Annotated in this window: 13 protein-coding genes; 4 read left to right on the top strand and 9 right to left on the bottom strand. The window is 60.2% G+C overall.

All coding sequences use genetic code 11. The features are described 5' to 3' along the window. Positions 1–77 precede the first annotated feature (77 nt). The 3 genes from HMPREF3169_RS10570 to HMPREF3169_RS10560 are packed head-to-tail and all read left to right on the top strand — an operon-like array spanning position 78 to position 1989. Positions 78–650: a biotin transporter BioY gene (locus HMPREF3169_RS10570; protein WP_070456474.1), complete on the top strand. Its 573-nt coding sequence runs from the start codon at positions 78–80 to the stop codon at positions 648–650. Next, positions 651–1343 (top strand): energy-coupling factor ABC transporter ATP-binding protein, encoded by a 693-nt coding sequence (locus HMPREF3169_RS10565; RefSeq protein WP_070456472.1) that lies wholly within the window; start codon positions 651–653, stop codon positions 1341–1343. 31 nt (positions 1344–1374) lie between these two features. Next, positions 1375–1989, top strand: a complete 615-nt coding sequence (locus HMPREF3169_RS10560) for an energy-coupling factor transporter transmembrane component T family protein (RefSeq protein ID WP_070456470.1) — start codon at positions 1375–1377, stop codon at positions 1987–1989. Positions 1990–2062: 73 nt separating this feature from the next. Here the strand turns inward: HMPREF3169_RS10560 and HMPREF3169_RS10555 are convergent, their stop codons facing one another. The 4 genes from HMPREF3169_RS10555 to pgsA form a co-directional block, all read right to left on the bottom strand. Further along, positions 2063–2926 carry a PspA/IM30 family protein gene (locus HMPREF3169_RS10555; protein WP_061923070.1) on the bottom strand — a complete coding sequence of 288 codons (864 nt, stop codon included), beginning with the start codon at positions 2924–2926 and terminating at the stop codon, positions 2063–2065. Positions 2927–3060: 134 nt separating this feature from the next. Then, a complete protein-coding gene (locus tag HMPREF3169_RS10550) occupies positions 3061–3420 on the bottom strand; it encodes a helix-turn-helix domain-containing protein (protein ID WP_061923073.1) in 360 nt (119 codons plus the stop codon). A 44-nt stretch (positions 3421–3464) separates the two neighbouring features. Further along, positions 3465–3938 carry a CinA family protein gene (locus HMPREF3169_RS10545; RefSeq protein ID WP_070456468.1) on the bottom strand — a complete coding sequence of 158 codons (474 nt, stop codon included), beginning with the start codon at positions 3936–3938 and terminating at the stop codon, positions 3465–3467. Beyond that, positions 3938–4519 carry a CDP-diacylglycerol--glycerol-3-phosphate 3-phosphatidyltransferase gene (gene pgsA / locus HMPREF3169_RS10540; protein ID WP_070456466.1) on the bottom strand — a complete coding sequence of 194 codons (582 nt, stop codon included), beginning with the start codon at positions 4517–4519 and terminating at the stop codon, positions 3938–3940. The genes HMPREF3169_RS10545 and pgsA overlap by 1 nt, the downstream gene beginning before the upstream one ends. Before the next feature lie 67 nt (positions 4520–4586). Between pgsA and HMPREF3169_RS10535 the strand changes: the two genes are divergently transcribed. Next, complete coding sequence (locus HMPREF3169_RS10535; RefSeq protein WP_070456465.1) at positions 4587–4880, top strand: YciI family protein; 294 nt, start codon at positions 4587–4589, stop codon at positions 4878–4880. A gap of 3 nt (positions 4881–4883) precedes the next feature. Here the strand turns inward: HMPREF3169_RS10535 and HMPREF3169_RS10530 are convergent, their stop codons facing one another. The 5 genes from HMPREF3169_RS10530 to dapA all read right to left on the bottom strand — a co-directional run bounded on the left by HMPREF3169_RS10530 (position 4884) and on the right by dapA (position 13475). Continuing rightward, a complete protein-coding gene (locus HMPREF3169_RS10530; RefSeq protein ID WP_070456461.1) occupies positions 4884–6002 on the bottom strand; it encodes a TerC family protein in 1119 nt (372 codons plus the stop codon). Positions 6003–6221: 219 nt separating this feature from the next. Next, positions 6222–9617, bottom strand: a complete 3396-nt coding sequence (locus HMPREF3169_RS10525) for an FtsK/SpoIIIE family DNA translocase (RefSeq protein WP_083286119.1) — start codon at positions 9615–9617, stop codon at positions 6222–6224. Between the two features lie 134 nt (positions 9618–9751). After that, positions 9752–10390: a TIGR03085 family metal-binding protein gene (locus HMPREF3169_RS10520; RefSeq protein ID WP_062038586.1), complete on the bottom strand. Its 639-nt coding sequence runs from the start codon at positions 10388–10390 to the stop codon at positions 9752–9754. A 68-nt stretch (positions 10391–10458) separates the two neighbouring features. Continuing rightward, positions 10459–12564: a ribonuclease J gene (locus HMPREF3169_RS10515; protein WP_083286118.1), complete on the bottom strand. Its 2106-nt coding sequence runs from the start codon at positions 12562–12564 to the stop codon at positions 10459–10461. A 2-nt stretch (positions 12565–12566) separates the two neighbouring features. Further along, a complete protein-coding gene (gene dapA, locus HMPREF3169_RS10510) occupies positions 12567–13475 on the bottom strand; it encodes a 4-hydroxy-tetrahydrodipicolinate synthase (protein ID WP_070456459.1) in 909 nt (302 codons plus the stop codon). Positions 13476–13558 lie beyond the last annotated feature (83 nt).

Genomic DNA, 13558 nt, shown 5'->3' with positions numbered 1-13558 from the left:
CGCTCAACACGCCCGCCTGAACGCCGTTCAAAAGGCGAGTTTCCCAGCTGCAATGCCAGGCGTGTAATCTGCCCAACATGAAGAAGAACTCTGTCGCGGGCGACATCGCTTACGTTGCCGTCTTTACCGCTCTCATTATTGTCTTCGCGTTCGTTTCGATCCCCAGCCCGGTCTCCGGCGTTCCGATCGTTTTGCAGAACGCCGTCATCACCCTTGCTGGCCTGATTTTGGGCGGGCGCCGTGGCTTCTACGTAGGCCTACTTTTCATCGTTCTAGGTCTCGTTGGCCTACCGATCCTGGCTGGCGGCCGCAGCGTTTTGAGCGCACTGGCCGGGCCTACTGTGGGCTACATCGCGGGCTATGTCATCTCCCCTGCCATCGGCGGCGCGATTGCTTACCGCGCCCCGCGCAACAAGGCCGGCATGTGCATCGTCATTGCGCTCGCGGGCATCGTCAGCCTGCTCGTGCAATACACCTGCGGCACCATCGGCATGGCCTTGCGCGCGGGCATGGGCTGGGGCGAGGCCGCACTCGCACAGATTCCATTCCTGGGCCCTGACGCACTAAAGCTAGCGGTCATGGTCGTTATCGCGATTGGCGTGCACGCGGCGTTTCCGGATCTGATGGGACGCAAGCCCAAGAAGGCATAAATGTCCACCATCGAGTTCCAGAACGTCAGCGTCGCTTTCGACGAGGAAGAGGTTTTAAGCGATATAAACCTCACGCTTTCTGAGCAGCGCATTGCCATCATCGGCGCGAACGGCGGAGGTAAGTCCACGCTCACCCGCCTCATCAATGGCCTAGGCGAGCCCACCTCGGGCACCGTGCTTGTCGACGGCGCGGATGTCGCCCGCCACGGAAAAGAAATCCGCCGCAAGGTCGGTTTTGTATTCTCCGATGCGGAGAACCAAATTGTGATGCCGAACGTGCGTGACGACGTCGCCTTTTCGCTGCGTCGGCTAAAGCTCAGCAAGGCCGAGCGGAACGCGCGCGTGGATGCTGCGCTGGAGCGCTTTGGGCTACGCGAGCTGGCAGACCAGTCGCCGCATACGCTTTCTGGCGGGCAAAAGCAGCTGCTGGCTTTGGCCGCGGTCCTCGTGATGGAGCCGGTGCTTATCATCGCCGACGAACCCACCACTCTTTTGGACCTGCGCAACCGCGACCGCATCCGCCGCGAGTTTGCGCGCTTGGAGCAGCAGCTTATCGTGGTCACGCACGACTTGGATTTCATCCACGATTTCGACCGAGCCATTTGCATCGATGAGCACCGCATTGCTGCCGACGGCGCGCCCGCTGAGGTCATCGACTTCTATCGCTCCCTGATGGCCTCCCGCCCGCTGTAATTTCCGCCCGTTGTAGCAAAGGGAGACATTCGTGCCACAGAATACTCCGCTTGGGTTTTATGTCGATGCCGATACCTTCATCCACCGCCTGCCGGCGTGGGTGAAATTTGTAGTGCTCATCGCTTTCATCATCAGCACCACGATTTTTGCAAAGACCATTCCCGTAGCCGTGGGCTGCGCGGTAGTCGCGCTTGCGGTCTACCCGCTCGCGCGTATCCCTGCGCGCGTGGCTTGGGGCCAGCTTTATCCCCCGCTCTATTTGCTCGTGGCGCTGGCGGCGCTGCAATGGTGGCAGCAAGACCTTGAAACGGCGGTGACCACTTTCTTTAGCATTTATGCCGCCATCGTCGCGGCAGTACTCCTCACGCTGGCTACTAAGGTCTCGGAGATGATGGAGTCTTTTGAGAAGGCGCTCGCACCTCTTGGCAAGCTGGGGCTGCCGGTGGAAAATATCAGCCTGGCGATGTCACTTACGATCCGCCTCCTGCCGCTGATGCTCGGCACGGTTCAAGAGGTCATGGACGCCCGCAAGGCCCGCGGTGCGGGCACTTCCCTGCTAGCTTTCGGTACTCCGGTGGTCATCCGTTCGATACGCCGCGCCCGAGCCATGGGCGAGGCACTCCAAGCCCGCGGCGTGGGCGACTAGATACCGACTAGATACCGTCTAGATCCACAAAGACCCTCGAGAGAAGTTCTCGAGGGTCTTTTAAAGCTAAAAGCTACTGCTCGCCGCGCAGTTCGCGCAGGCGGGCCTGGACGGCGTCGTCAGCAGCGGCATTAGGCTGCGCCGCCTGGTCCGCTGCAGAACCAGCGGTGCGGTTGCCCTCGATTGCCTGCTGGGAGTTGCCCTCAACAGCCTTGGAGGAACCCATCTCTGCACGGATCTGCTCCAGACGGGAGTGGCCAGCCAGCTGCACGCCTGCCTGCTCCACCTCGTGCATGCGGTTAGCCACGGAGTTCTCCGCCAGCTCCGCCTGGCCCAGGGCCTTGGTGTAGCGGCGCTCAATCTTGTCACGGACGGAATCCAAAGACGGAGTGTTGCCGTTAGCAGTCATCTCGTTCATGGAGTTGAGAGACTCGGAGACCTTCTCCTGCATCTTCGCCTGCTCGAGCTGGGAAAGCAGCTTGGAACGCTCGTTGACCTTTTCACGCAGGGCCATGCCATTGCGCTCGACGGCCTTCTTGGCCTGCTCTGCCTGCTGAAGGGCTTGATCGTGAAGCTTCTTGGTGTCTTCCACAGACTGCTCTGCGGTAACCAGCTGCGCGGCGAAGGCCTCTGCGGCGTTCTCGTACTCGGTGGCCTTGGTGTTATCACCTGCAGCGCGAGCCTTATCAGCAAGCTCCAGCGCCTGGCGGGTATTGCCCTGCAGCTTCTCAATCTCATTCAGGCGGCGGTTGAGCTGCATCTCCAGCTGACGCTGGTTACCGATGACAGCGGCTGCCTGCTGCGAAAGCTCCTGGTGCTGGCGCTGTGCGTCCTCGATGGCCTGCTCGATCTGTACCTTGGGATCAGCGTTTTCTTCGATCTTGGAATCGAAGAGTGCCATCAGGTACTTCCATGCCTTGGAAAATGGGTTCGCCATTAGTGTGTTTAAGCCTTCCTAAGTTGCGTTTAACGCGTGACTAAAAGTGTTTCGTTACCCCACCAATACTAACGAAATCCGCGCCCCACTGTGGTGCCTGAAGGCATAAAGTTCACTGTGAGACGCGGAGAGTTTTAAAGCTCAGAAGCGGCAGGCGCGGTGGTTGCCAGTTCCTCGTCCATGGACGGCAGCGCCATGAAGCCTGCAGCCTCAATCAAGACGTCAGAAACGCTGACCTCTAGAGCGTGGCAGACGGAGGCCAAAAGCTCGGAGGAAACTTCCTTGCGGCCGCGCTCGAGCTCCGAAAGGTATCCCGGGGAAACACGCGCGACGCTAGCAAGTTCGCGCAGAGTCACGCCCTTGTCGGCGCGGAATGCACGAAGGGTCAGTCCCAGAGCCTCACGCAGCAGCGGCTCCGGCGCGCGCTTGGGAGCCTCAACAGCACCTGCCGAGGCGTTGAAAGGCTTTTCAAGAAGTGCAGTAGTAGTGTTCATCAATCTGTACAACGGCGCTGCGGCCGGCTTTGTTCCCGAAAATCCTAATTTTCTTTCAAAGTTGATAGAAGCAGGCTCAAGACCTCTTCCACAGCGGCTTCACGGATCGCGTTACGGCTGCCCGATAGCTGCTCCAGTTGTATGCCACGGGCAGGAACCCCGGGGCCAACGATACCCACGAAGACCGTTCCCGCGGATTTGCCCTCTTGCGGGTCAGGTCCTGCCACGCCTGTCAGCGATAGCCCCCAGTCCGCGCCGGTCTCGCGCACCGCAGCCTCGGCCATCGCCTGCGCGGTTTTGGCTGAGACCACCCCTTGGGCTTCCAGCTCCTCCACCGGAACCGACAAGAAGTGAGACTTCACCTCGGTGGCATAAGTTACTAATCCACCGCGCAAGACTGCCGACGCCCCCGGGACCGTAGCGAGCGTGGCCGCCGCTAGGCCGGCAGTCAAGGACTCGCAGAAGGATACGGTCTGGTGGCGGTTGCGCAGGGCATCGACAAGCGCGGGCGCAGACATCAGGAGTTCTGCTTCCTACCGTCGATGAGGTACTGCACGCCCGTGACCACAGTGACCACGACGGCGATAAACATGACCACGAAGGAAGGAATGTCCATCCAGCTCGGCAGCGGGCACAGGTACATCGCCACGGCAAGGGACTGCAGGACGGTCTTGAGCTTGCCACCTTTAGACGCCGGGACGACCTTGCCCTGGCGTAGAAGGGCCATGCGCCAGAAGGTGATGCCGAATTCGCGGACAAGGATGACCACGGTAACCCATACCGGCAAAGCGCCGATGATGTTGAGGCAGACGAAGGCCGCGGTCATTAAGGCTTTGTCTGCGATAGGGTCGGCGATTTTGCCGAAGTCGGTGATGAGGCCACGGGAACGGGCGATGTCGCCATCGAGTTTGTCCGTAATCATTAACGCGGCGAATACACCAAACGCCCACCAGTCGTGGCCGGCCAGCACCAACCAGACGAATACGGGGATAAATAAGATGCGCAAGCTCGTCAGAATATTGGGTAGATTCCAGTTGGAAACGTGGGGATTTACATCCGACGCCGCCGCCGTTTTCTGCCGAGCCCTAGAGTGATTCACGGATTTTATCCTACCTGTCCTATTGAAGCCGCTGCGGCAAACTCCCCCATCTCTTTAAGATAAGTTTATGAAATACTTCGCAGTCAGCTACGAATACAACCCGCAAAACCCGGCCATCGCGGAAAACCGCCCAGCGCACCGCGAATTCATCGGTGATCTAAATGAAAAGGGCATAATTTTAGGCTCCGGCCCCTTTACTGATTCCAAGGGCGGTGCGCTCATCGTTTTGCAATTTGCCGATGAGGCCACCGAGGTTGCCGAAGCCATCAAAATTATGGACCAAGATCCATTCTTTGTCTGCGGCGCTGTTGCTGCGCGCGCATTCCGCGAGTGGAACCCGGTGATTAACTCTTTTGCTTAAAGGTTAGGGCAGTTCGGTCTCTGGCAGATCGGCTGCCTTACCGACGAGCTCGCCCGACTTGGTGCGGACGATCTTGTTGCCCTCTTCGTCCCAGTCGTAGTGGTTGTGGGACACGGTGATGCCGCCCTGCGCTTCGTCGCGCTTGTTCTTAAGGACAGAAGCCGCGACGGTAAGCCCCAGCACGCCGACGATGACGAGCAGGGAGACCAAGGTCGGAATCTCCGGGATAGCCTCCACGTTTTCACCGCCGTTGATAAACGACAGGTTGTTCTCGTGCAGCGCGTGGAAGAGCAGCTTGATGCCGATGAAGCCCAGGATGATACCCAAGCCATAAGGCAGGTAAACCAAGCGCTCGAGCAGGCCATCGATGAGGAAGAACATCTGACGCAGGCCCATTAGCGCGAAGGCGTTGGTGCTAAAGACCAGGAACGGCTCCGAAGTAATGCCGTAGATCGCTGGGATGGAGTCGAAGGCGAACATGACGTCGATAAGCCCGATGGCGACCAGTGCCACGAACAAAGGCGTCAATGCCAGCTTGCCCTTCTTTGACCCGGACTCCTCGCGGTGGGTCAGCTTGTCACCGTGGTAGCGCGGGGTGACGTGGATGACCTTGCGCAGCCACTTGATGATCAGCATGTCATTCGGGTCAGTCTCTTCGGCATCGGTGACCTCGTCCACGATGAGCTTGACCGCGGTGTAGATGAGGAAGATGGCGAAGAGGTAAAACACGTCAGACCAGGCCTGGATGATTGCCGCGCCCAGCATGATGAAGATGAGGCGGAATACCAAAGCCAGGACGATGCCGATGAGCAGCACCTTTTGCTGGAAGCGGCGCGGAATCTTGAACGCGCCCATGATCAGTGCGAACACGAAGAGGTTATCCACGCTCAACGCCTGTTCGGTTATCCAACCGGTAAAGAACTGGATGGCGTGCTCATGATCCCACAACGCCCACACGATGCCGCCAAAGATGACGGCCATGCCCATATAGAACAAGGTCCAGAAGCCGGATTCCTTCATGGAGGGCTCGTGCGGCGAACGCACGTGGCTCAAGAAGTCAAAGATGAAAAAGCCGAGGATGACGGCGATGGTTAGTATCCAAATCCACAAAGGGACATGCATATAGAAATATCCTCCGGTCGAGTAAGAAAAGATTTGACCGGAGGTCTCCCCCAACTCGTCTACTGCGAGCCAGCGAGACCGGGAACTCATTTCCCTGCGGAGTTGCCGTGTTGACGATCATCGCTGTGGAACGGGGTACTCCCCTCCAAGACTTGTACTATCTTACACAAAAGTTAATACCCCACCGCAATGGCTGCGGTGGGGCGAGAAACTCATTGCCTAGAAGGCGCCGGAGGACGGGTTATACGTCGCTTGGACAGTGCGCGTGTCCTCGCCACTTGGGGCGGAGGCATCGTCGGCGGAAGAATCTTCCGCCGATTCAGCCTGCGCCATCTCGTCCTGGATTTCCTTCGGCGCCTCTGCTGGGTCGGCGCCCTTGATCATCCAGATGATGGTGTCGAGTTCTTCCGGCTTGACCAGCACCTCACGGGCCTTGGAGCCCTCGGATGGGCCCACGACGCCGCGGGATTCCATGAGATCCATCAGGCGGCCCGCCTTGGCGAAACCGATACGCAGCTTGCGCTGTAGCATCGACGTCGACCCCAGCTGGGAGGTGACAACCAGCTCGACTGCCTCGAGCAGATCGTCCATGTCCTTGCCGATATCGTCGTCGATTTCCTTCTTGGCCTCGGACTTCTTTTCCTCGGTAACGCCCTCGGTGTAGTTGGGCTGGCCTTGGGCCTTCGCGGCGTCGACAACCGCTTGCACCTCTTCGTCGGAGACGAAAGCGCCCTGCATACGCACCGGACGGCCGCCCTGCGGAATGAAGAGGCCGTCACCCATGCCGATGAGCTTTTCTGCACCGCCTTGGTCCAAAATGACGCGGGAGTCCGTAAGGGACGAGGTGGCAAATGCCAAGCGGGAAGGAACGTTGGTCTTGATAAGACCGGTGACCACGTCCACGGAAGGTCGCTGGGTTGCGAGCACCAAGTGGATGCCGGCCGCACGCGCCTTCTGGGTGATGCGCACGATGGATTCCTCGATTTCCTTCGGCGCGGTCATCATAAGGTCGGCCAACTCGTCCACGACGCAGACGATGTACGGGTACGGGCGCATCTCGCGCTCGGAGCCGAGCGGCGCCTGGTGCTCGCCAGAGATGACCTTGCGGTTATAGTCCTCGATCTTGCGCACGCGGGCAGCCTTCATGTCCATGTAGCGCTGCTCCATCTCCTCGACGAGCCACTGCAGGGCCGCCGCCGCCTTCTTCGGCTGGGTGATAATAGGCGTAATAAGGTGCGGGATGCCCTCGTAAGGAGTCAGCTCCACCATCTTCGGGTCAACAAGGATGAGGCGGACCTGCTCCGGGGTCGCGCGCGTCAGGAGGGAAACCAGCATCGAGTTAACGAAGGCCGACTTACCGGAACCGGTGGCACCGGCGACAAGCAGGTGCGGCATCTTCTGCACGGAATAGGACGAGTACTCGCCCTCGATGTCTTTGCCCAGGCCGATGAGCATCGGGTCCTCATCACTGGATATGGCCGGGGAATCCAGAACGTCACGCAGGCGCACCATCTCACGGTCCGCATTCGGAACCTCGATACCCACCGCAGACTTGCCCGGGATTGGGGTCAGCAGGCGCAGGTTGTCCGTCGCCACGGCATAGGCCAGGTTGGACTGCAGGTTCGTAATCTTGGAGACCTTCACGCCTGGTCCCAGCTCGATTTCGTAGCGGGTGACTGTCGGGCCACGGCTAAAGCCGGTGACCTGAGCATTGACCTTGAACTCCTCGAAGACATCGGTAATCGCCTCGATGATGCGGTCGTTGGCCTCGGTGCGCGCCTTGGTGGGCTTGCCCGCGGTCAACAATGCGGTGGTAGGCAGGTCGTAGTCGGACTCGTTGCCCATCGCGCCAACCTGTGCGGCGGCCGGTTGCTGCGCTGCAGGGGCCTGCGCGGCCTGTTGCTGCGCAGCAGGCTCCTCCACGGACTTGCCTGTCGCTGCATCGCGGCCGGAGCGCTGCTGGAACAGGCGCACTGCCTCCGCGTGTGCGGAAGAAACAACGTCGGAAGCAGCGTCCATTGCGGCCGCACCAGCAGCGCCGGCAGCAGCAGCGGCGGCACCGGCAGCGCTTGGCGACGCCTTCTTGGCTACAGGCTGAGCCGCAGATTCTGCGGCCGGCAGCTGGGCTGACTGCTGGGTCGGCTGTGCAGATTCTCCACGCTGCGGTGCAGAAGGCAAAACGGTGGTCTGCTCTTCATCACGCACGGCCGGGAACTCGTCGGTGTCCTCGATGTTGCGGGAGCCAGCGAAGTCTGGGCGACCGTGCTGGACTGGCGCGGCGTTAGAAAAGACTTCGGTGGGCTGGCCGGCCTCGTCAAGCAATGCTTGCTCTTCTTCCTGGGCAGCCGACTTGGTGTTCGCGGAATCGAAGGACACGGTGGGCTGGTTGGCCGATTGGTTATCTGCCGGGTAATTATCCAACGGCGTCGCCAAGCGGCGTGGGGCCTGGCGCCGCGCGCGACGTGGCTGCGACTGCTGGCGCTTATCACGTGGGGTGCGCTCGCGGCCTTCGGCAATGTCTTCGATGTCATCGTCGACGTGGCCATAGACATCGTCGTCGATGTCCTCGTCATAGTCGTCATAACGCTCGGCCTTCTTCTCGCGCAGGCCCGCCATCAGGTCGTTGAAGAGCGCAGAGAGGTAGTCGAAGGCCTGGCGCAAGGTGATGCCCGTGACGTTCAAAGCGCCGTAGATGATGAGCAGGATCAGCAGCGGCACGGCGACGTAGGCGGAAAATGCTGCCTCCAAAAGCTGGCCTACGGCAAAGCCGATGGCACCGCCGGCGTCTCCAGCCGCGTTATCATGCCAGGAAAGCTTGGGCAGACCGGCGAAGATGTGAATTAGGCCCAGCATCGAGACAATGATGAGGCCGATGCCGCCCATCACGCGGGGCTGCAGACGGCCAGCTACGCCGGAAACTCCCATCATCAGCGCCATGGCGAGCGCGATCAGGGCGACCGGCAAGACGTAAGCGCCCGCGCCGATGACATAGCGCACGGCGTCGGTGAGATAGGCGCCGATAACGCCAACGATGTCGAACCAAACCGCGCATGCCAAGACGATGGCTACGCCGATGAGTGTTAAGGCAACGGCATCCGGGTTGGAAATCTGGATGGTGCGCTCTTCGCGCGCGATTGCATCAGGAGCAGTTGCCGGATGCTCATCGAGCTCATGCTCGCGCGCTGCGCGATCTTCTGTGGCCTTTGCGCGGGTCACCTTGTTTTTCTTTTGTTTGCCGCGAGTAGAAATTTCCTCTGGCTCCCTTGCATCGTCGTATGCGAATTCTTCATAGCCTTCTGCCCCGCCGTCACTCGGACGCAGATTGCCAAAACCGCGGCTAACGCCGCGCGTCATATCGCCCATGCCACGCGCGGTGGCACCGAATGCGGCACTTAGGCCACGCCCGACAGCACGAAATGCGCTGCCGGTCCGCTCATAAGAGGGATCAGCAGCGCGGTTGGCGGAAGTAAGCGTCAGGTTCTCTGCCGCATTCCGCGACGTGGACTTGGCCGCTCCAGACCGCCCCGAGGGGCGCGATCGATTCGCAGGACGGGCCGCCCCCTTGCCGGAGCGGCCGCGATGCGAGGCGCGTGACGGTGCGTTTTTGACAGACATGCCAGCCACTTTAGTAGCCCACACCCCACTAATCACATACGCCACACGGGGTTTCGAGGAAGTATTTTCCTTAGTTAATGATGCGTCTGCGGGCCTGCAGGGCTGCCCGCAAGACGTACGTGGCTATATCTAGTCTAGAGGGTTGACCTAACGACGGCGCTTACGTCGCCCTCAATTTTCAGCGAGCAAGCATCGCGGCCAAAGACCCACAGCACGAGCTCTGGAACGGGCCCCATCACGCGGACGACGTCATCGCCGCGATCGGCAACCTTCCTATCGTCCGCGACGACGATCCGGCCAAAGTTCTCCGGATACAACACGACCGGCTTGGAAGACTTTTTCAGCATGCGTGGCGCGAGCATTTTCAGAGCCTTATGCAGCTCGCCCAAAACCACCGCGGAGAACTCGCGTTGCTCATTCATGCCATTGGCGCGGCGCACGTCCTCGTGGTGGACAAAGTGCTCGGTGAGATTGACCTTGGAGTCAACAAGACGCATTGGGTTGGCGCGTCCGGCTCCCCTCCCCCAGTCATCGACGAGCTCGGTGAAGTCGCGGGCAGCCGCCTGCTCCATCGCGGCGTCGAGACGGCCGGCAAGCTGTGGGACCAGCATGCCCGCCGCAGCGTCGGGACGGTTCTCACGCACCCACAGGTGGGCAGCTAGATCGCGGGTGCTCCAGCCCTGGCAGAGGGTGGGAGCGTCTGGTCCGAGCTTATGAAATAGCGTCACCAGCTTGGCGCGCTCAGCAGAAGAAAACGACATGTGCCCCAGCATAGACTGCTGGGGCACACGCCGTCAGACGAACAAGGCGGCTCGATACGCGCTGCCAAGCCTAAAGGTTTTTAAAGGGACTCGCGGGAAGCCTCTACCTCATCGTCGTCTGCAAGCAACGGACCAGAGTTGGTCGGAATGATGGTCGGCAGGATGACCGGCTCACGCTTGTACTTGGAATCCATGAGCTTGGTGACCTTGCGGCGGACCTTCTGGACCATGCGGTAAGTATCGTTCTCACCTTCGGCAGCGAGATCGTTCATGGTGTTTTCCACGATCTCGGCAACCTCTGGCACGATTCCACGGTCGTCGTCGGAGAAGCCCGTGGTGGAAACCGCGGGCTTTTCGAGCAGACGCGAGGTGCGGTTGTCGATGACACAGGTGATGGAGACAACGCCGCCAGCGCCCAGGTTGGTGCGGTCTGCCAAGGTGTCGGCATCGACGTCACCCATGGAAACACCATCGACGTAGAGGTTGCCCACCGTAATCTGGCCAACGACCTCGGCACGACCCTTGCGCAGGTCTACGACGACGCCGTTTTGGGCGAGAACCACGCGGTCGCGGTCGACGCCAGTAGAGACAGCCAGTTCCTTGTTCGCACGCAGATGGCGCCACTCGCCGTGGACCGGCATAGCGTTCTTCGGACGTGCAGCGTTGTAGAGGAACAAAAGCTCGCCGCCGTAGCCGTGGCCGGAAGCGTGAACTTTAGCCTCCTTGTTGGTGACAACCTCGGCACCAATCTGGGAGAGCATATTCATCACACCGTAGACGGCCTCTTCGTTACCCGGAATTAGGGAGGAAGAGAAGATGATCAGATCGCCATCGCGGACGGTGATCTGGCGGTGCTCGCGACGCGCCATGCGCGACAGTGCCGCCATCGGCTCGCCCTGAGTACCGGTGGTAATCAGAAGGACCTTGTGCGGTGCCATCTTGGCAGCCTCATCGATCGGGACGATGGTGCCGCGCGGAACCTTAAGGAAGCCCATCTTCTCGGCGATTTCCATGTTGCGCATCATGGAACGGCCGTTGAACGCGACCTTGCGGCCAGCGTAAACGGCGGCGTCGATAGCCGCCTGCACGCGGTAGACGTTCGAGGCAAAGGACGCAATGATGACGCGCTGCTTGGCATTGGAGACCAAGCGGCGGAAGGTAGCCGGAATATCGCCCTCAGATGCGGAAACGCCTGGGATGTTCGCGTTGGTGGAATCGCAGAGCATGAGGTCGACGCCCTCGTCGCCGTAGCGCGACAGCGCCGGAAGGTCGGTCGGGCGGTTATCCAGCGGGGTCTGGTCCAGCTTGATGTCACCGGTGTGGATGATGTTGCCAGCCGGGGTGCCCAGCATGATGCCCAGTGCATCCGGAACGGAGTGATTAACTGCCCAGAAGCGCAGACGGAACGGACCGTAGTTCACGTCGGACTTCTCGTTGACCTCAACGAACTTCGGCTTCTGGCGGTGCTCCTTACACTTCGCCGCAATCAGGGCGATGGTAAAGCGCGATGCCACGATTGGGATATCCGGGCGCAGCTTGAGAAGCCACGGGATAGCACCAATGTGGTCCTCGTGAGCGTGGGTAACCACGACCGCCTTGACCTTGTCGATCTTCTTTTCGATCGGGCCAAAGTCCGGCAAGATAAGGTCCACGCCCGGCTCCCCGGAGGACGGGAAGAGCACGCCACAGTCAATGATGAGCAGCTCGTCCTGGTACTCAAAGACGGTCATGTTACGACCGATCTCAGAAATACCGCCCAGAGCGTAAATGCGCAGGGCATCCTTCGGCTGCTTCGGCGGCTGCGGCAGGCGCTTGGTCAGATCCGCGCCCTGCATGGACTTCGGAACGTTGCGGCGACCGCGGTTGTTGTTGCGGTTGCCACGGCCACCATTGTTATTGCCGTTATTGCCGTTGTTGTTATTTCCGTTGTTCTCGGCGTTGTTGCCGCCGCGGCCGCGACCGCGACCACCGCGGGAGCCACGGGAACGCGAGCGGCGGTTGCCGCCGTTCGAGTTCTCGGAATTGCCGTTGTTATTGGACTTCTTGTCGCCGGATTCCTGTTTTGGCTCCGAGTTGCTCGGTGCCTGAAAAACCGGCGAAGCCGCCTCGTTGGAGGCGGACTCGGTTTCCGCTGGTGGGCCCGCCTTGCGGGTAACCTTGCGGGAACGGTTACGGGGTTCAGTCATTCTTAAAGGACTCCAGCCTTTTCCATATCACGGCGAAGTTCCTCAATCTCCTGCTCGCTTGCTGCGACAACAGGCAGACGAGGATCGCCGACTTCGATGCCCTGCAGGCGCAGGGCAGCCTTTGCGAGTGTTGCTCCTCCCAAGCGTGCTTGAGCTTGGATGAGCGGGGTCAAAGTTTGTGCGTTGATCTCCCTTGCGCGTGCAAGATCGCCTTCTTCGAAGGCATCCAGAAGATCTGCGAGACCGCGCGGTGCTGCATGGCCAACCACGGATATGACGCCAGATGCGCCCAAGGAAAGCCACGGCAGGTTTAGCGGGTCATCGCCGGAGTACCAGGCGAGGCCGGTCTCCTGAATAAGTGGGGCGGCTGCACCAAGGTTGCCTTTGGCGTCCTTGATGGCCTGAATGGTCGGCAATTCCGCGAGGCGACGGATGGTATCCGTCGCAATCGGAATGCCCGAGCGGCCAGGAATGTCATAGAGACAAATTGGGGTATCAGTTGCCTGAGCAATCGCTGCGAAGTGCGCATACACGCCTTCCTGCGAAGGCTTGGAGTAGTAAGGGGTCACGACGAGCAGGCTGTCTGCTCCCGCTTCTGCGGAAGCCTTTGCCATCTCAATCGAGGTGGCGGTGTTGTTGGTACCTGCTCCAGCGCAGATCTTTGCGCGGTCCCCTACTTCTTCCTTGACGGCCTTGAGCAGCGTTAGCTTTTCATCCAGCGTTGTCGTCGGCGATTCACCGGTGGTACCGCCCAGAATCAAAGAGTCGATACCGTTGTCAACGAGGTGAGCTGCCAGCCGGCGTCCCGCAGCGACATCGAGTTTGCCATCCCCGTCAAACGGGGTGACCATGGCTACTCCGACACGTCCGAAGGTTTCTACGCCTGTCTTTGCTGTCATACCTGTGCTCATAGCCGTCAAGATTACCCGCTTCCCGCGAAATTTTGTTCATCGGGGTCGCGTGGCGGAACAAGCTATGGCCACCGCCACGGACT

It is taken from the genome of Corynebacterium sp. HMSC08C04, assembly GCF_001807495.1.
Classification (GTDB): Bacteria; Actinomycetota; Actinomycetes; order Mycobacteriales; family Mycobacteriaceae; genus Corynebacterium; species Corynebacterium simulans.
The sequence above is the reverse complement of the archived record's forward strand: the minus strand, read 5'-3'. Positions and strand labels throughout refer to the sequence as shown.

Bases quoted from the DNA above. Each gene is read 5' to 3' on its own strand.
- dapA (WP_070456459.1), bottom strand. From the start codon at position 13,475: ATGAGCACAGGTATGACAGCAAAGACAGGCGTAGAAACCTTCGGACGT.
- HMPREF3169_RS10565 (WP_070456472.1), top strand. From the start codon at position 651: ATGTCCACCATCGAGTTCCAGAACGTCAGCGTCGCTTTCGACGAGGAA.
- HMPREF3169_RS10570 (WP_070456474.1), top strand. From the start codon at position 78: ATGAAGAAGAACTCTGTCGCGGGCGACATCGCTTACGTTGCCGTCTTT.
- HMPREF3169_RS10515 (WP_083286118.1), bottom strand. From the start codon at position 12,564: ATGACTGAACCCCGTAACCGTTCCCGCAAGGTTACCCGCAAGGCGGGC.
- HMPREF3169_RS10520 (WP_062038586.1), bottom strand. From the start codon at position 10,390: ATGCTGGGGCACATGTCGTTTTCTTCTGCTGAGCGCGCCAAGCTGGTG.
- HMPREF3169_RS10530 (WP_070456461.1), bottom strand. From the start codon at position 6,002: ATGCATGTCCCTTTGTGGATTTGGATACTAACCATCGCCGTCATCCTC.
- HMPREF3169_RS10555 (WP_061923070.1), bottom strand. From the start codon at position 2,926: ATGGCGAACCCATTTTCCAAGGCATGGAAGTACCTGATGGCACTCTTC.
- HMPREF3169_RS10550 (WP_061923073.1), bottom strand. From the start codon at position 3,420: ATGAACACTACTACTGCACTTCTTGAAAAGCCTTTCAACGCCTCGGCA.
- HMPREF3169_RS10545 (WP_070456468.1), bottom strand. From the start codon at position 3,938: ATGTCTGCGCCCGCGCTTGTCGATGCCCTGCGCAACCGCCACCAGACC.
- HMPREF3169_RS10535 (WP_070456465.1), top strand. From the start codon at position 4,587: ATGAAATACTTCGCAGTCAGCTACGAATACAACCCGCAAAACCCGGCC.
- HMPREF3169_RS10525 (WP_083286119.1), bottom strand. From the start codon at position 9,617: ATGTCTGTCAAAAACGCACCGTCACGCGCCTCGCATCGCGGCCGCTCC.